We start from the raw sequence: 16,857 nt of genomic DNA, 5'->3' as shown, positions 1-16,857 counted from the left end.
TTCCGAATCAGCCCGAAGCCCCGAACCGCACGGCTCCGTCATCTCGAACGCAAGCGACTCCCGCCAGGGCCACGGCCGGCAGGTCTTCTACATGCCGGGTTTCGATCCGCGCCCGCCCGAGACCTACTGGGGCCTGTTCCGCCGGGAGAGCCGGATCACCGCCGCGCGCCGCGGCCACGCCATCGCGGTCAGCGATCCGGTGCGGTCCGAGGACGGACTCAGCCTGGATTGGACCATCGATTTCGACGCTGCGCGCACGCGCTACAGCCTGCTGCGCTGGGACGACATCGTGGGCGCGCGCTTCCCGCGCTCGAACTGGCGCCGCCTGCGCGACGTCCCGGCCCTGTGGTGGCGGCTCCGGCGCGTCGGCTACATCCGCAGGTTCCAGCAGGAGGCCCGGCGCTTCGCCACCGTCATCCTCGGGGTTCACTGGATCTTTCTCGCCCTCGCGCTGCTGAGCCTCGCCCTCGCGAGCGTCGCGATGGCGGCGCTGCCCGGGGCGACCCGCCCCTGGTCGCTCCTGGCGATCCCCGTCGTGGCCTACGCGATCCTCGGCGTGATCATGGCGGTGACGCGCGGCAAGCCGCTCTACGTCGCGCATCTCGTCGACGACACCACCTTCACGCATGACCATGCCAGCGGGGCCGAGATGCGCATGCACGCGCGTCTCGACGCCTTCGCGGAGCGGATCCGGGCCGCGGAGGCGACCGCCTCCGAGCTGGTGCTGATCGGGCATTCCTCGTCGAGCTTCCTCGCCATCGAGGCCCTCGACCGGATCCTCGCCCTCGATCCCGGCTTCGGCCGGCGCGGTACGCCCGTCTCCCTCGTGACGATCGGCAGCGTCATCCCCTGGATCGCCCTCGACCCGCAGGCCGAGCAGGTCCGGCGCGCCCTGGCGCGGGTGGCGCAGGCGGAGGCGATCGGCTGGCTCGACGTGCGGGCGGACTGGGACTGGCTGTCGATCCACCTGCGCGACCCGCTGAGCGCCTGCGGCATCCCCTCGCCGGGGCCCGACCGCCCGGCCGTGATCCGCGTGCGCATCGAGGACCTGATCGACGCCGAGCTTCTGGCCCGGCGGCGCTGGAACCTGTTCCAGATGCATTTCCAGCTGCTGATGTCGAGCCGCGACCCGGAGGCCTTCGACTACATCGTCTTCGTTGCCGGTCCTGAGCCAGTCGACGCGATGATCGCCAGGAATTGCCGGCCGAAATTCGCCGAGGACGCGCGAAAGCGGAACGCCGTTGCATCGACCGTGAGCTGAGCCGTCGCGATCCGTTCCCGATCCGCGATCCACGCCGGATCCGGCGCGATCCAATGTTGCCAGCACGGGCGCTTCCGCACTAGAGCCGTCGCAACGGCGGCCGTCGATGTCGGGGCGGACGCCGCGTGCCCCGTCCCGCGTCAGGCAGGCCCGACTATCCGGCGAGAGCGCTGCATGTTCCGAAACGATGTGCCGATCACCCCCGAACTCGTGCGCCAGCACGGATTGACGCCGGACGAGTACGCGCGCTTTCGCGGGCTGATCGGGCGCGATCCGACGCTGACCGAGCTCGGGATCGTCTCGGCCATGTGGAACGAGCACTGCTCCTACAAGTCCTCGCGCAAGCACCTGCGCGGCCTGCCCACCTCCGCGCCTTGGGTGATCCAGGGCCCAGGCGAGAATGCCGGCGTGATCGACATCGGCGACGGGCTCGCCTGCGTCTTCAAGATGGAGAGCCACAACCACCCGAGCTTCATCGAGCCCTACCAGGGCGCGGCGACGGGGGTTGGCGGCATTCTCCGCGACGTCTTCACCATGGGGGCCCGGCCGATCGCGGCGCTCAACGCGCTTCGCTTCGGCTCGCCGGATCATCCCCGCACCCGCCACCTCGTCTCGGGAGTCGTCGCCGGCATCGGCGGCTACGGCAATTCCTTCGGGGTGCCCACGGTCGGCGGCGCCGTCGGGTTCCATTCCCGCTACGACGGCAACATCCTGGTCAACGCCATGGCGGTGGGCCTCGCCAGGACCGACGCGATCTTCTACGCGGCGGCCACCGGCGTCGGAAACCCGATCGTCTATCTCGGCTCGAAGACAGGCCGCGACGGCATCCACGGCGCCACCATGGCGTCGGCCGAGTTCGACGAGGCCTCCGAGTCGAAGCGCCCGACCGTCCAGGTCGGCGACCCCTTCGCGGAGAAGCTCCTCCTTGAGGCCTGCCTCGAACTGATGGCCTCCGGCGCCGTCATCGCGATCCAGGACATGGGCGCGGCCGGCCTGACCTGCTCGGCGGTCGAGATGGGCGCCAAGGGCGATCTCGGCGTCGAGCTGCACATCGAGAAGGTGCCGGCCCGCGAGGAGGGCATGACGCCCTACGAGATGATGCTGTCGGAGAGCCAGGAGCGCATGCTCATGGTGCTGAAGCCCGGCATGGAGCGGGAGGCCGAGGCCATCTTCGTGAAATGGGGCCTCGATTTCGCGATCATCGGGCACACCACCGACACCCTGCGCTTCGTCATCAAGCATCACGGCGAGACCGTCGCCGACCTGCCGATCAAGGAGCTCGGCGACGAGGCGCCCCTCTACGACCGGCCGCATCGCTCCAACACCCACCTCCCCGTGCTGAGCGCCGCGGACGTGCCGGCGCCGGCCTCCCTGACGGAGGCGCTGAAGCGCCTCGTCGGCTCGCCGGACCTCGCCTCGAAGCGCTGGGTCTACGAGCAGTACGACCACTTCATCCTCGGCAACACCGTGCAGAAGCCGGGGGGCGACGCCGCCCTGGTGCGCGTCGAGGACGGCCCGAAGGGTCTCGCCATGACCGCCGACGTGACGCCGCGCTACTGCGAGGCGGACCCCGTCGAGGGCGGCCGCCAGGCGGTGGCCGAGGCCTGGCGCAACATCACGGCGGTGGGCGGCCGGCCGCTCGCCGTCACGGACAACCTGAACTTCGGCAACCCGGAGAAGCCCGAGGTGATGGGACAGCTCGTCGGCTGCCTGCAGGGCATCGGCGAGGCCTGCAAGGCCCTCGACTTCCCGGTCGTCTCCGGAAACGTCTCCCTCTACAACGAGACGAACGGCATCGGCATCCTGCCGACTCCGACGATCGGCGGCGTCGGCGTCCTCGACGACGTCGAGCGCCACGCCACCATCGCGCTGAAGCGGGAGGGTGACGCGCTGGTGCTGATCGGCGCGACGGATGGCTGGCTCGGGCAGTCGGTCTATCTCGCGGTCATCGCGGGCCGCGAGGAGGGGGCGCCCCCGCCGGTGGATCTCGGGATCGAGCGGCGCAACGGCGATTTCGTGCGCGGCCTCATCACCTCCGGCCTCGTCGACACCGTGCACGACCTCTCCGACGGCGGCCTCGCGGTGGCGCTCGCCGAGATGGCCATGGCCGGCGGGATCGGCGCGGCGCTCCCCGAGGTCCCGGTCGACCTGCCGCCCCACGCCTACCTGTTCGGTGAGGACCAGGGCCGCTACCTGCTGGCGGTCGATTCAGAGACCGTGACGGACCTCCTCTACAGCGCCTCGGCGCAGGGTATCGACGCGGCCGTCGTCGGCGTCACCGGCACCGATCATTTGACCCTGCCGGGCGCCCAGACCATATCGGTCGAGGAGCTTCGCCGGGCGCACGAGGACTGGTTCCCGAACTACATGGCGAGCCAGCCGGCCGGCGTGGCAGCCTGAGCCGGCGCTTCCCCCAGGTTCCTCAAGGAGTGACACGATGCCGATGGATGCGCGCGAGATCGAGTCGATGATCCGCGAGGCGCTGCCCGACGCGCAGGTCGAGATCAAGGATCTCGCGGGCGACGGCGACCATTACGCCGCCACCGTTATCTCGTCGGCCTTCCGGGGCAAGACGCGGGTGGCCCAGCACCAGATGGTCTACGGCGCGCTCCAGGGGCGGATGGGGGGTGTGCTCCACGCGCTTGCCCTGACGACGGGCGTCCCGCAGGATTAGGATCCGGGACCGCGGGAGCCTCCGACAGATGGACCAGCCGACCCCCGAGACCGATCACAGCGCGCCCTCGATCGAGCCGCCGGCCGGTCGTCCACGCGCGACGCGCCAAACGATCGAGCCGGATGGGCTCGGGGTAGCGACGATCCCCGCGGCCCGGCTCTGGCGGGGGCAGCGAGCCTCCATCTCGCACGCGGCGGTCCCGATTTCAGTTCATGTGAAGCCGTCGAACGCCGCGCCGTGGTGTTGAAAAAGCCGGGCGACCATCATTAGATCAAGCGCATCGAGCAAGGACGCAGACATGACCGACGTCAACGCAACCATCGAGAACGAGATCAAGTCCGAGGACGTGGTCGTGTTCATGAAGGGCACGCCGCAGTTTCCGATGTGCGGCTTCTCGGGCCAGGTGGTCCAGATCCTCAACTACCTCGGCGTGCCGTTCAAGGGCGTGAACGTCCTCGACGACATGGCGATCCGCGACGGCATCAAGGCCTACTCGAACTGGCCGACGATCCCGCAGATCTACGTGAAGGGCGAGTTCGTCGGCGGCTGCGACATCACCCGCGAGATGTTCCAGTCGGGCGAATTGCAGCAGTTCTTGTCCGAGAAGGGCGTGCCGGTGAAGACCGCTGCGGCCTGACCGTCCGTCGGCCGGAGCGAGGGAGGGCGCCGCGGGCGCCCTTTTTCATGCACGCTGCACGCAACGATTGTGCCTCCGGGCGCTTGCCCCGTGACTGAAACCGGTCACGGGAGCCGTGAGCATGCGCGACGTCATCATCGTGGGCGGCGGTCCGGCCGGTCTCAACGCGGCCCTGATTCTCGGCCGCTGCCGGCGCGACGTGCTCCTCTGCGACAAGGGCGAGCCGCGCAACGCCGTCACGCCCCGCACCTGGGGCGTCTTCACCCGTGACGGCACGCCGCCCTTCGAGCTGCGGGCGCAGGCCCAGGCGGACCTCGAGCGCTACGATACGGTGGAGCGGCGCGAGGTGGAGGCTGTCGGCGCACGGCGGATCGACGACCGGTTCGAGGTCCGCTTCGCCGATGGATCCGTCGAGCGCGCCCGGCGCCTGATCCTGGCGACGGGGCTGCACCAGGACCTGCCGCAGGTCGAGGGCTTCGACCGCTACTGGGGGACAGGCGTCCATTCCTGCCCCTATTGCGACGGCTACGAGGCCCGGGACGCCTCCATCGTCGCCTACGCGCACGGGCCTGCGGCCAAGGGGCTCGCCCTGGAGCTCACCGCCTGGAGCCGCGACGTCACGCTCTGCACCGACGGCCATCCGACGGAGCTGTCGACGGAGGATCGCGCGCGCCTCGACCGGTGCGGCGTCCGCATCGTCGAGACGCCGCTCAGCCGCCTCGAGGGCGAAGGCGAGGATGCACGCCCCGCGCGCCTCGTCCTCGCGGACGGGTCCGCCATGCCCTGCCGCGCCGTCTTCCTGATGCCGGCCGCGTGCCGGCCCTCCGACCTGATCCGCGAACTCGGCTGCGATCTGACCCGCAAGGGCATTGTGCCGACGGGCGAGTACGAGCACACCAACGTGCCCGGCCTCTTCGTCGCGGGCGACGCGTCGCGGCGGGTCCAGTTCGCGGTCGTCGCCGCCGCCGAGGGGGCGATGGCGGCCTTTGCGGTCAACACCGAGCTTCTTCGTGAGGATACCTGCTGAATCCGGCCGAGGGATCTGACGCATTCCCGTGGCGAGGGCGGGGACGATGCACGGCGGCGCACGTTGAGAGGTGGACCCTTCGCCCCGCCCTCCTCTCGATCCTGGAGTTCCGCGCCGCATGAATCCGCTGGTCCACCCGCAGACTCCCCGCGTCGCCGTGCCGTCCGGCTGCGCGCTCGGGGAGGAAATCATGTGGGACACGCGCTCCGGCTCGCTGATCTGGGTCGATATCGAGGCTCCCTCGGTGTGGCGCCACTGGCCCGCGACGGACGAGACCCGGCGTCTCGCCGTCGGCGAGACGATCAGCTTCGCGCTGTTCACCCCGGATCCGGACGTGGTGGTCGCGGGTTTGAAGTCCGGCGTCGCGCTCCTGAACCTCGAGACCGGGGCCCGCGACCCCCTGGTGCGGCCCGATCCCCATCCGCCGAACAACCGGCTCAACAGCGGCTCGGTCGGACCGGACGGTGCCCTCTGGTTCAGCAGCATGGACGATGCCGAGACGCGGCCGAGCGGCGGCTTCCACCGCTGGGACGGCGCAACCCTCACGGATTTCGGCGGATCGGCCGCGGTGACGAACGGCCCGATCCTCAGCCCCGACGGACGCCTCGTCTACACCACCGACACGGCCAGCAACGTCGTGCGGGTGCACGATTACGACGGCACCCGGATCAGCGAGCCGCGCCCGCTGATCGTGTTCGAGGCGGGCTGGGGCAAGCCCGACGGGCTGACCGTGGATGCCGAGGGACATCTCTGGATCTGCCACTATGCGGGCTCGCGCATCACCCGCTTCACGCCGGACGGTGAGATCGAGCGCATCCTGCCGGTGCCGACAGCGCTCGTGACGAAGTGCGCCTTCGGCGGACCCGACCTGACCACGCTCTACATCACCACCTGCCTGCGCGGGCGAGACCCGGCGATCGACCCGATGGCGGGCCATGTCTTCGTGGTCGAGACCGACATTCGCGGCTTCGCGGGGCGCATCTTTCACGGTGGAGGGCCGGGCCGAGAACATGATCCCGGCTCGTGACGGATGAGCGCCCGGCGCGCCGCTCACGAAGACTGATTCGATCGTCGAGACCCTGCGGCGAATGCCGCGCAAGGCAAGTCGGCGTGCGGTTTCGCACCGCCGCCCCGGACCATCAGAGTAATCATTGATTATCGATGAACGGACGACGACTTCTGGAACTTGTTCAGGTTGTCCCCGTTATTCGCATACGGCCGAGGTTGCCCGGCCGTTCCGAACTCTCTCGTCACCGCAGGTGCGAGGCCGTCCATGCCCGTGTTCGACGCCAAGAACCTGGATTGCGAGTTCGAGGGTCAGGCCCTCCTCGCAGCCATTCTCCATCCGACCCGCGCCGAGCAGGTGCGCGCGCGGATCAACGGGCGTCGCCGCGCCGTTCGCCCCGCCGCGATGACGGATGCCGACACGATCGATCCCCGCTTCCCCGTTCGGGCCGACGAGTTCGCCTCGACGCCGGTACCCACGAGCTGAACCCCGGTCGGGTTCAGATCCGCGTACTCACCAGGATTGCGGCGTGATGACGCCCTGACGGGTGACCACGACCCACTGACGGCCACGGCGCTCGACGGCCTCGACGCGACCGATGCCCGGCACCGTATCGCCCGGTCCCACTTCGACGAGGCGGCGCCGGCGATCCTCGAGGATCGCTGTGCCGTCGTAGACGTCGCGCACGGCCCAGTTCTCGACCGCCGGCGGCTTGGCCTTGGCATCCGTGATGCTGCCGGTCTGGCTCGGCTCGGGCTTCGCGCCCGCTGCGGCGACCGGCGCCGGAGCGGCAACGGCCGCGACGGGCGGCTGAACCGGAGCCGGCGGCGCCGCTGCGGCGACGGTCGTGCGCTTCTCGATCTGCGCCGTGAGGGCGGCGAGGCGGGCACTCTGTTCCCGTTCCGCCTGGTCCGCGCGCTCACCGAAGCTCGTCAGCTTGGCGATCAGGGTCTGTTCCAGCTTCGCCAGGCGCTCGGTGACGCCGGTGGTGCTGGACTTGAGGTCGTTGCGCCGGCCTTCGCCGGCATCGCGCAGGGCCGCCAGCGTCTTGCCCAGGCGTTCGATCTCGGTGTTGAGGCGCGAGGCCTCGACGCGATTCGCCTCGAGCCCCGCCTGCACCTCGGTGAAGGCGGCCACGGAGCGGTCGCCGCGCGGTCCCGTCAGCGTCGTCGCACCGGCTCCGAGCATCAGGCCGAGACCGAGGGCGGCTCCGGTGACGCCGGCAAGGCGCGGGTCGAGGGTGAAGACGGGCTTTGCCGGGGCCGGCGCCGGCGCGGGCGTCTCCGGCTCGCGGCCACCGCTGACCGCTGCCTTCAGCAGCGCCTCGGGAGAGGGTGAGGTCTGCGTCGGGGCCTTGGTTTCGGCGCCGGTCTCGATGCCCTTCGTCATGGCTGTCGTCCTGGCCAATGCTCGCGTGAGACGTTCTCGAAAGCATTGGTTAAGGAGGTTTGTTTACCGAAAGGTTACCGCGGCCGCGGACGTGCCTCCGGTTGCGCGTGTCGGTGCCTCGGCCTCATGCGGCGAGCCCGCGCTTGCGCAGAAGCGGGTCGATGCTCGGCAGCCGTCCGCGGAAGCCCGTATAGGCCTCGCGCGGGTCCCGCAGGTTGCCGGCGCCGTAGACGAACTTGCGCAGGCGCGATGCGGTCTCCGGATCGAAGATGTCGCCGGCTTCCCGGAAGGCATCGAAGGCGTCCGCGTCGAGGACTTCCGACCAGAGATAGCTGTAGTAGCCCGCCGCGTACCCGTCCCCCGAGAAGATGTGGGCGAAATGGGGCGAGCGGTGCCGCATGTTGATCTCGGCCGGCATCGCGATGCGCCGGAGCGCGTCCGCCTCGAAGGCCGGCACATCGAGCCCCTCCTCCCCCGCGGCCGAGAGGTGCAACGTCATGTCGACGATCGCCGAGGCCGTGTACTCGACCGTCGAGAAGCCCTGGTTGAAGGTCCGGGCCGCGAGGAGCTTGCTCAGGAGCGCCTCCGGCATCGGCTCGCCGGTCCGGTGATGGCGCGCGTGACGGCGCAGCACCTCCGGCTGCTCCAGCCAGTGCTCGTAGAGCTGCGAGGGCAGCTCGACGAAATCCCCCGACACCGCGGTGCCGGCGAGGAGCGGGTAGGTCACGTCCGACAGGAGGCCGTGCAGGGCGTGGCCGAACTCGTGGAACAGCGTGCGGGCATCGTCGAAGGAGAGCAGCGAAACCTCCCCCTCCGGCGCGCGGGCGAAATTCATGACGTTGACGATGATCGGCGTGACGGCGCCGTTCAGGCGCTCCTGCGAGCGGAAGGCGCTCATCCAGGCGCCGCTGCGCTTCGAGGGTCTGGCGAAGTAGTCGCCGAGGAACAGGCCGACCTCGGAGCCGTCGGCGTTGCCAACCCGCCAGGCGCGCACGTCCGAATGGTAGCGCGGCACATCGGGAAGTTCCTCGAAGCGGAGGCCGAACAGGCGGCTCGCCGTGTCGAAGGCGGCCGCGATGACCCCCTCGAGGGGCAGGTAGGCCTTGACCTCGCTCTCGTCGAGATCGTGCTCGGCGCGGCGCAGCTTCTCGGCGTAGTGGCGCCAATCATGGGCCTGGAGGGCGAAATTGCCGCCCTCGGCCTGCACGATCGCCTGGAGGCGGTCGCGCTCGGCGCCGGCCTGGTGCTGCGCCGGGGTCCAGACATTGCGCAGGAGGTCCATCGCGGCGTCGGGCGAGCCCGCCATGGTGTCGGCGAGCTTGAAATGCGCGAAGCTCTCGAAGCCGAGGAGCCGCGCCCGCTCGGCGCGCAGGGCCACGATCTCGGCGATGATGCCGCGATTGTCCGTGGCTCCCCCTCCTTCGCCGCGGCGGATCCAGGCCTCGTAGGCCCGCTCCCGCAGGTCGCGCCGGGTCGAGAACACCAGGAAGGGCTCGATCAGCGAGCGCGACAGGGTGATGACGTGGCCGTGCTCGCCGCCCCGCTCCTTGGCGGCGCTCGCGGCGGCGGCGATGAGGAAGGGCGGCAGGCCGGCGAGGTCCGCCTCTCCCGTCAGCGGCAGGACGAAGCCGCTCTCATCGGCGAGCAGGTTCTGGCTGAACTGGGTGCCGAGCTCGGCCATCCGCGCCGCGATCTCGGCGACGCGCGCCTTGGCGGCCTCGCCGAGATCGGCGCCGGCCCGCCGGAACCGGGTGCGGTACCGGTCGAGCACCCGGTGCTCCTCCTCGCTCAGGCTCTCCCGCGTCGGATCGACCGCGGAGATGCGGGCCCAGAGCGCCGGGTTGAGGTAGACCGCGCTGCCGTGCCGGGCGAGCCGGGGCGCGATGGTGCGCTCGATCGCCTGAAGCTCGGGGTTCGTGTGGCTGCCGGTCAGGTTGTAGAAGACCGAGGCGACCCGATCGAGGGCAAGCCCCGCCCGCTCGAGGGCCGCCACCGTGTTGGCGAAGGTCGGCGTCGTCGTCGCGTTCGCGATCCCGGCAATCTCGGCCTCATGGGCTGCCAGGGCCGCCTCGAAGGCCGGCAGGTAGTGCTCGGGCCGGATCCGCTCGAAGGGCGGCAGGCCGTGCGGCGTGTCCCAGACCGGTTCCGAGAACGGGTTGTCAGCCTCGAGGCCCGGGGTCTCGGCTGCGGCTTGTCCTGCGGTCATACCTGTCCTCGAAGTCCGGTGCGCTGACGGCGTGTCGTGAAGATAGGGCTGGTGCCGGGTGGGCGCAAAGCGATCCTGGCTCAAGCGGGCGAGCGCATCGCGGCCCAGGCGCTGGCCGGCGCGACCATGTGCTCAGGCAAGGTCACCCGGAAGCCCGCGGCCGGTTGCTGCGCGGCCTCGGTCCGGACCGGCCCGTCCGCCCCGACGCCGTGGGCTTCGTGCGGAAGAATGATCGTCGGCGTTGTATCCCGGTCCTTGCCCGGACCTGCGAACACCTCGATCGTCAGCGCGTGTCCGGCGCAGGAAACCGTCTCGCGCGTGCCGGCCGGGTGGGGTGAGGTCAGCATGCGCGCGCGTCGGGCTCCGTGGATTGCAGGTCGCTGGCCGGCCCTCGCCGGCGCGCTTCTCCTTGCCGCGGCGGGCCTGCCCGGCGCGCGGGCGCAATCGATCCACGCCGAGAAGCCGGCCGCGCATCCGGTGCCGCCGCCGTTGCCGCCCCAGCGCCCCGAGGACCTGAAGGCCGTCCCCGAAAGGCCCGCCTCCGAGAAACCCGCTAACGAGATGCCGCTGCCGCCGGAACGGCCGGCGGAGCTGAAGCCGGCCGCGCCGGAGCCGAGCAAGACGCCCGAGCAGCGGGCGCAGGATCCGAAGACCGGAGCGGCTTCGCCGGAGCCCCTGCCCACCCCGCCCCTGCCGCCGGCCCGTCCGCCGGAACTGTCCGGCGAGGCGGCCCTCGCCCTCAAGGTCGCGGCCGCCGACGACACCGCCTGCCGTCGCCGCCTGACGCGCCTCGGCGCCACCTTCGAGGCCCTGCCGGCGCTCGAGAACGGCCAGTGCGGGGCGGCCCGGCCCCTGCGCCTGACGGCGCTGGACGGCGTCGCCCTGCCCCAATCCGTGACGCTGGTCTGCGGTGCGGCCGAGGCCCTGGCGCGCTGGACGACGGAGGTGCAGGTCGCGGCCGAGCGGGACCTCGGTCAGCCGCTGAAGGCGCTGACCATCGGCACCTCCTACGAGTGCCGCGGCCAGAACCATGATCCGGACGCGAAGCTGAGCGAGCACGCCTTCGCCAACGGCGTCGACGTCATGAGCTTCAGTGCCGGAGATCGCCCGCCGATCGGCGTCGGGCCCCTGCCGGCCGGGACGAACGAGGCACGCTTCCTGGCAGGCGTCCGTGCCCGGGCCTGCGATTTCTTCCGCACGGTCCTGGGCCCCGGATCCGACGCGGCCCATGCCAATCACCTGCATCTCGACGAGCGAGAGCGCAATGCCGGCCACCGCTTATGCCAATAGGTGAGCAATTCACCGGAACGCTCTGAGGCTTCTGACACTTAATCGGCCGGAGCGCTCCTGCTCCCGGAGCGTTCGGCTGGTCATGATGCGTCGCGTCTCGGTGCGGATGGGGCTCGCCCTGGTCCTCCTGGCCGGCTTGGCCGGGCCCTGTCTCGCCCAGAAGGCCAAGCCCGAGGGGAGCAAGGCTCAGGAGTCCAAGGCTCAGGAGACCAAGTCGAAGGACGCCAAGCCGGACGACAAGGCCGAGGCGGCCGGCCTCACCCGCGACGCCGTCAACGCGGCGGCCTTCTCGGGGGGCGATCCGAAGGGCGCGGGCAAGAAGGCGCGCGCCAAGGACGACGACAAGCCCGACCCACTGACCGTCAAGGTACAGGTTCTGCTCGACCGGGCGCGGTTCTCGCCCGGTGCCATCGACGGGCGCGACGGCGAGAACCTCCAGGGTGCCCTCTCGGCCTTCGCGGTGGCGCAGGGCCTGCCCGAGGCGAAGAGCCTGACGCCGGAGCTCTTCGACAAGCTCCAGGCGACGAGCGCCGATCCGGTCGCGGCCGAGTACACGATCACCGAAGACGACGTGAAGGGCCCCTACGTCGAGAAGATCCCGCCGAAATTGGAGGAGCAGGCCGATCTCAAGGCGATGGACTACACCAATCCCCGCGAGATGCTGGCGGAGCGCTTCCACATGAGCCGCGATCTGCTGAGCGCCCTCAATCCCGGCAAGGCCCTCGACACGGCCGGCACGGTGATCACCGTCGCGGCCGTGCCCGCGATGGAGCGCGGCAAGGTCAAGGACCTTCCCAAGAGCCCGAGGGTGTCGCGCATCGAGGTCGACAAGGCGAGCCGCGACGTGCGCGCCTTCGACAAGTCCGGCAAGCTCCTCGCCTATTACCCAGCCTCGATCGGCAGCGAGGAGAAGCCGGCGCCGGACGGATCCGCCAAGGTCAAGGGCGTCGCCTTCGAGCCGTCCTACACCTACAACCCGAAGTACAAATTCGCCGGGGTGAAATCGAAGTCGAAATTCTCGATCCACCCGGGGCCGAACAACCCGGTCGGCGTCGTCTGGATCGATCTCTCGATCCCCTCCTACGGGATCCACGGCACCCCGGAGCCGGAGAAGGTCGGCAAGACCGAGTCGCACGGTTGCATCCGCCTGACCAACTGGGACGCCCGCGACCTCGCGCTCCACGTGGAGCGCGGCGCGACCGTGGCGTTCAAGGCGGAATGATTCCTTGGCTCCCCAGCGGAATCGATCGTCCGGCGGTCGCCGGACGACGATTTCGGCCAGACCGTAACCTGCGTTAATGCAGGAAACCCGGCGGCGGCGAAGCTCGCGCGCATGCCGCGATACTTTTTCGACATGCTCATCTGCGGAAATCCCTCTCAGGATCTCGAGGGGCTTGTCCTGGAGGATGACGGCGCCGCCCGGATCGCCGCCGGCGAGATCCTGCACGACCTCGCGACCGCGAGCCTGCCGAGCGGCCGGTCGCAGGTGTTCGTCGCCACCGTGCGCGAGCACCGGCGCGGCCCCGTCTTCCGCACGACGATGACGCTGGAGACCGAAACGATCGGCGCTGTGCTCAGCGGCGTGTGAGGGCCGCGAGACCGAGCATCGCGGCGTCGCACAGGAAAGCGAGCGCGGCCGTGGCCGCAGCACCCTGCAGCATCGGCACGAGGTTCTGGTTCTGGAGGCCGGCGACGATCGGCGTTCCGAGCGTCGCCGCGCCCGCGAGCGCCCCGACCGCAGCCGTGGCCACGGCGAGGACGAGGGCCGTCCTCAGGGTCTCGATGATGGCCGGCGCGGCGAGCGGCAGCTCGACCCGGGAGAGGATCTGCGGCCGGGTCATCCCCATCGCGGTCGCGGCCTCGCGCGCCTCCCGGGGCACGCCTTCGAGGGCCCCGACGGTGCCGCGCAACACCGGCATGATACCGTAGCAGGCCAGGGCCAGGAGGGTCGGCGGGCCGCCGAAGCCGAGGATCGGCAGCGCAAGCGCCACGACGACGACCGGCGGCACGGCCTGCGCCGCCGCCGCCACCGTGTCGATCCCGCCGCGCAGGCGTGCGCCCCGCTCCCGGGTCGCCACGACCCCGAGCCCGACCCCGGCTGACGCCACGAGGATCAGGCCGCTCCCGGCAAGCAGCAGATGGTTCAGGGCGAGGGCGGACAGGTAGGCGGGGTCGAGGGCCCGGCGCGGCGCCTCCCCGAGCCAGCCGACGATCGTCCGCGCGACGCGCGGGTGGCTGACGATCACCAGGAAGATGCCCGCGAGGGCTGGCCCGAGGACCGGGCGCAGACGGCTCACGCGGACCACCGGCGTGCCGCAGCCTCGGCCCGTGCGAGGCCGCTCTCGACGGCCAGCGACAGGGCGATCACCGGGATCGCTCCGAGGAGGATCAGGTCGGGGGCGAACTGCGCCATGCCCTCGAACACGATCTGGCCGAGCCCGCCCGCACCCACGAGGGCGCCGAGGGTCGCGAGCCCGATGCTCTGGACCGCGGCCACCCGCAGGGCGCCGATCAGGACCGGCGCGCCAAGGGGCAACCGGACCTGAGCCAGGATCTGGCGCGGCCGGAGCCCGAGCGCCGTCGCCGCATCGAGGGTCGCCGCGTCGGGCGCCCGCAGAGCGAGCGTCACGCCGCGCCAGAGCGGCAGCAGCAGGTAGGCGGCGATGCCGATCAGCGCCGGAACGGGGCCGAGGGCGCTCAGGCCCAGGCCGCGCAGCTGCGGCCATGCGTGCAAGGCTCCGGACGCCAGGGTCACCAGGACCCCGAGCAGGGCCACGGCCGGAACCACCTGGATGCCGCCGACCAGGATCTCGACGAGCCCCTGCGCCCGCCGCCACGCGGCGAGAAGCCCGGCGCCGAGCGCCCCCAGGAGCAGCGCCCCACCCGAGAGCAGCCCGTGCTGCAGGATCGCCGTCAGGACGGCTTCGCGGCGGGCGCGCAGTTCCACCGCGAGCGACAATCCGTCGAGGGCGCCCGACCGGCCCGCGACGACGAGGATCAACACCGCTCCGCCGGCCGCGAGGGCGCCGAGCCAGGGACGGCTCGCGCGCCCGACCGCGATCGCCAGTGCGACCGCGAGGCACGCGAAGGCGAGCCACGCGCCGGAGGCCAGGCTCGCCCGAGCGGCCGGCGGCTCGCCGGACAGGAGGTCCGCCGCCGTCGATCCGAGGCCGAGGGTGAGGAGCGCGAAGGCGGAGAGGAGGAGCGTCACCGCGCCGGCGCCGCCGATCTCCGAACGGCTCCCGCCGAAGATCAGCGTCGCCGCTACCGTGAGGCCGGCCGCTGCGTGGATCTCCGCGCCGAAGCTCTCACCCGCGAAGACCGGATCGCCGACGACGAGGCGGTTGGCGGCAAGCCGCAGCAAGGGCAGCCCGTAGAGCGCGCCGATCACGGCGATCGCCGCCAGGATCGCCGCGACCCGGCCCGGATCGGTCCCGCGCAGGATCCGCATCGGGGCTAGAAACGACAGGTTCTCCGCCAAGCGGACCTCACCTCACTCTGGGCCGATGCGGTCGACACCGCGCTCGCGGGCACGGGGTTCGTGTCGTCGCTCGCTCCTACGTCGCCTCTCACAGGCGGGTTGCGGATTCGGCCGCGAACCCTCGGCGCAGGAACGCCGCGTGGGTGCCGACGGCCAAGATCGTTCCGCAGGATCGTTCCGCAAGATCGTGCCGCGCGCAGAAAGTGCCGCAAGGATGATGCCGCCTTCCAATTCCGGGGCAAGCCGGCGGTCGCCTCACCCGAGATGGCCCTCGGTGCGCAGATAATCCCGTGCCACGGCCTCGGCGACTTGGCCATCCACCGAGATGCGGGCGTTCAGGCGCCGCAGCGTCGCGGCGTCGAGCCCGGCGAAGACCGGGCCGAGCTTGTCCCGGATCGCCGGAAAGCGCGCGAGCGCATCGGCTCGGATCACCGGCGCGACCTCGTAGACGATCTGCGCCGCCTTCGGATCGCTCATCACCGTCAGGTCGAGGACGTCGAGCGCGCCGTCGGTGCCGTAGACCATGCCGGCATTGACGCCGCTGATGCCCTGAGCCGCCGCGCGGGCCGTGACGGCGGTATCGCCGCCGGGCAGGCTGATGATGCGGCTCATCGGCAGGGCGAATTCGTAGGCCGCCTCGAAGGACGGGAGGGCTGCGGGGCTCTCCACGAATTCCGTCGACGCCGCGAGGAGGATGAGGCCGCGCCGCACGGCCTCGGCGAAATCCGCCATGCTCCTCATGCCTTCGCGCCGGGCGAGCGCCCCCTGGACCGCGATCAGCCAGGTGTTGTTGGCCGGCGCACGCGGCAGCCAGACGAGCCCGAGCCCGGCATCCGCCCGCCGGATCGTCTCGTAGGCGCGCTCCGGCACCTTCCAGGCCGGATCGGTCTCGGTGCCGGTGAAGAAGGCGCCGTTGCCGGTATATTCCGGATAGACGTCGATATCACCCGCGAGCAGCGCCGAGCGCACGATCAGGGTCGGCCCGAGGCCGAGGCGGCGCTCGACCGGAATGCCGAGATCCTCGAGGCAGAGCGCGATCATGCTGCCGGTGAGCGCCCCCTCGGTGTCGCTCTTCGAGGCCACCACCAGCGGCCGGGCGCCCGGCTGGGCCCGTGCCGGGACCGGCCCGGCGACGGCGGCAAGGGTCGCAAGCGCGTGCCTGCGCGTCAATCCGGATCGCGTTGCCATGCGGTCAATCGTCGGTTGAGGTCGCTGCACGGGATGCAAGCATGCCGCACTTCGGCGGGAAAATGTATCACGGAGTAACATCGCTGCCGGAAGCTGTGCATGCGAGCGCCGCACGGCGCTTGACACGCTCCCTTTTACGGGCGACGGCTCGCATGTCCTGGCGCGGTCGCAAGGCCGGGCCGGGGTGGCGTCTCTGGTGCCGCCCGGACCGCTCGCCCGTTGGGCGCGGCGATCCTCCACAAGACTGATCCTCCAAAGGCAGCGTTCCAGCACCGGAACGGATCCAAGGGAAGACCACCCGGCGTGAGTGCGGAAGCAAACGACGAACTGCTCAACGGGGCTCGGGTTCTCGTCGTCGAGGACGAGGCGGCGATCTCGATGCTGCTCGAGGACATGCTGCTCGATTTCGGCTGCACCGTCGTCGGTCCCGCGGCACGCCTGTCCACGGCCCTCGAGATGGCGCAGGCCGAGACCTTCGAAGTCGCGATCCTCGACGTGAACGTCGCGGGTGAGCCGATCTACCCGGTGGCCGAGGCCATCGCGAAGCGCGACCTGCCGCTCGTGTTCTCCACGGGCTATGGCGGCGCCGGCATCCGCGAGCCGTTCCGCGACCGGCCCGTCGTCCAGAAGCCCTTCAGCCAGGCCGACCTGAAGCGGACCCTGATCTCCGCGATCAGCGCCGCCCGCGGCTGAGGCCA

At 70.9% G+C, this 16,857-nt stretch carries 17 protein-coding genes; 11 read left to right on the top strand and 6 right to left on the bottom strand.

The window, feature by feature from the left end:
- Nucleotides 1-91 precede the first annotated feature (91 nt).
- The 7 genes from F6X51_RS06555 (at nt 92) to F6X51_RS06525 (ending at nt 7,091) form a co-directional block, all read left to right on the top strand.
- A complete protein-coding gene (locus F6X51_RS06555; protein WP_150962416.1) occupies nt 92-1,261 on the top strand; it encodes a hydrolase in 1,170 nt (389 codons plus the stop codon).
- Nucleotides 1,262-1,435: 174 nt separating this feature from the next.
- On the top strand, nt 1,436-3,661 hold the full coding sequence (purL, locus tag F6X51_RS06550) for a phosphoribosylformylglycinamidine synthase subunit PurL (RefSeq protein WP_150962415.1): 2,226 nt from the start codon (nt 1,436-1,438) through the stop codon (nt 3,659-3,661).
- A gap of 37 nt (nt 3,662-3,698) precedes the next feature.
- Entirely contained in the window at nt 3,699-3,935 is a 237-nt protein-coding gene (locus F6X51_RS06545; protein ID WP_150962414.1) for a BolA family protein, read from the top strand.
- 298 nt (nt 3,936-4,233) lie between these two features.
- Entirely contained in the window at nt 4,234-4,572 is a 339-nt protein-coding gene (grxD, locus tag F6X51_RS06540) for a Grx4 family monothiol glutaredoxin (protein ID WP_150962413.1), read from the top strand.
- Between the two features lie 121 nt (nt 4,573-4,693).
- The gene (locus tag F6X51_RS06535) at nt 4,694-5,599 is read left to right on the top strand and encodes an NAD(P)/FAD-dependent oxidoreductase (protein ID WP_150962412.1); all 906 of its coding nucleotides are present in this window, start codon (nt 4,694-4,696) and stop codon (nt 5,597-5,599) included.
- 118 nt (nt 5,600-5,717) lie between these two features.
- The gene (locus F6X51_RS06530; protein ID WP_150962411.1) at nt 5,718-6,626 is read left to right on the top strand and encodes an SMP-30/gluconolactonase/LRE family protein; all 909 of its coding nucleotides are present in this window, start codon (nt 5,718-5,720) and stop codon (nt 6,624-6,626) included.
- A 246-nt stretch (nt 6,627-6,872) separates the two neighbouring features.
- Nucleotides 6,873-7,091 (top strand): hypothetical protein, encoded by a 219-nt coding sequence (locus F6X51_RS06525; RefSeq protein WP_150962410.1) that lies wholly within the window; start codon nt 6,873-6,875, stop codon nt 7,089-7,091.
- A gap of 27 nt (nt 7,092-7,118) precedes the next feature.
- On the opposite strand, the gene F6X51_RS06520 is transcribed toward F6X51_RS06525, so the two are convergent.
- The 3 genes from F6X51_RS06520 to F6X51_RS06510 all read right to left on the bottom strand — a co-directional run bounded on the left by F6X51_RS06520 (nt 7,119) and on the right by F6X51_RS06510 (nt 10,547).
- Nucleotides 7,119-7,994, bottom strand: a complete 876-nt coding sequence (locus F6X51_RS06520; RefSeq protein WP_150962409.1) for a hypothetical protein — start codon at nt 7,992-7,994, stop codon at nt 7,119-7,121.
- A 124-nt stretch (nt 7,995-8,118) separates the two neighbouring features.
- A complete protein-coding gene (locus F6X51_RS06515) occupies nt 8,119-10,200 on the bottom strand; it encodes a M3 family metallopeptidase (protein WP_150962408.1) in 2,082 nt (693 codons plus the stop codon).
- An 80-nt stretch (nt 10,201-10,280) separates the two neighbouring features.
- On the bottom strand, nt 10,281-10,547 hold the full coding sequence (locus tag F6X51_RS06510) for a hypothetical protein (protein WP_150962407.1): 267 nt from the start codon (nt 10,545-10,547) through the stop codon (nt 10,281-10,283).
- Between F6X51_RS06510 and F6X51_RS06505 the strand changes: the two genes are divergently transcribed.
- The 3 genes from F6X51_RS06505 to F6X51_RS06495 all read left to right on the top strand — a co-directional run bounded on the left by F6X51_RS06505 (nt 10,546) and on the right by F6X51_RS06495 (nt 13,078).
- Complete coding sequence (locus F6X51_RS06505) at nt 10,546-11,490, top strand: extensin family protein (protein WP_150962406.1); 945 nt, start codon at nt 10,546-10,548, stop codon at nt 11,488-11,490. The genes F6X51_RS06510 and F6X51_RS06505 overlap by 2 nt on opposite strands.
- A gap of 85 nt (nt 11,491-11,575) precedes the next feature.
- Nucleotides 11,576-12,712 carry a L,D-transpeptidase family protein gene (locus F6X51_RS06500; RefSeq protein ID WP_407658468.1) on the top strand — a complete coding sequence of 379 codons (1,137 nt, stop codon included), beginning with the start codon at nt 11,576-11,578 and terminating at the stop codon, nt 12,710-12,712.
- 111 nt (nt 12,713-12,823) lie between these two features.
- Nucleotides 12,824-13,078, top strand: a complete 255-nt coding sequence (locus F6X51_RS06495) for a DUF6894 family protein (RefSeq protein WP_150962405.1) — start codon at nt 12,824-12,826, stop codon at nt 13,076-13,078.
- Here the strand turns inward: F6X51_RS06495 and F6X51_RS28500 are convergent.
- The 3 genes from F6X51_RS28500 to F6X51_RS06485 all read right to left on the bottom strand — a co-directional run bounded on the left by F6X51_RS28500 (nt 13,065) and on the right by F6X51_RS06485 (nt 16,159).
- A complete protein-coding gene (locus F6X51_RS28500; protein ID WP_246696652.1) occupies nt 13,065-13,787 on the bottom strand; it encodes an ABC transporter permease subunit in 723 nt (240 codons plus the stop codon). The two genes, F6X51_RS06495 and F6X51_RS28500, sit on opposite strands and share 14 nt — an antisense overlap.
- Nucleotides 13,784-14,971 carry an ABC transporter permease subunit gene (locus F6X51_RS28495; RefSeq protein WP_246696651.1) on the bottom strand — a complete coding sequence of 396 codons (1,188 nt, stop codon included), beginning with the start codon at nt 14,969-14,971 and terminating at the stop codon, nt 13,784-13,786. Before F6X51_RS28495 ends, F6X51_RS28500 begins: the two co-directional genes overlap by 4 nt.
- A gap of 255 nt (nt 14,972-15,226) precedes the next feature.
- Nucleotides 15,227-16,159, bottom strand: a complete 933-nt coding sequence (locus F6X51_RS06485) for a glycine betaine ABC transporter substrate-binding protein (RefSeq protein ID WP_150962404.1) — start codon at nt 16,157-16,159, stop codon at nt 15,227-15,229.
- A gap of 303 nt (nt 16,160-16,462) precedes the next feature.
- Here F6X51_RS06485 and F6X51_RS06480 point away from each other — a divergent pair, with 303 nt between their 5' ends.
- On the top strand, nt 16,463-16,852 hold the full coding sequence (locus F6X51_RS06480; protein WP_150962403.1) for a response regulator: 390 nt from the start codon (nt 16,463-16,465) through the stop codon (nt 16,850-16,852).
- The last annotated feature ends 5 nt before the right edge of the window (nt 16,853-16,857 follow it).

The organism is Methylobacterium planeticum, from assembly GCF_008806345.1.
Lineage (GTDB): Bacteria > Pseudomonadota > Alphaproteobacteria > Rhizobiales > Beijerinckiaceae > Methylobacterium > Methylobacterium planeticum.
This window is presented reverse-complemented; position numbering and strand designations above follow the sequence as displayed.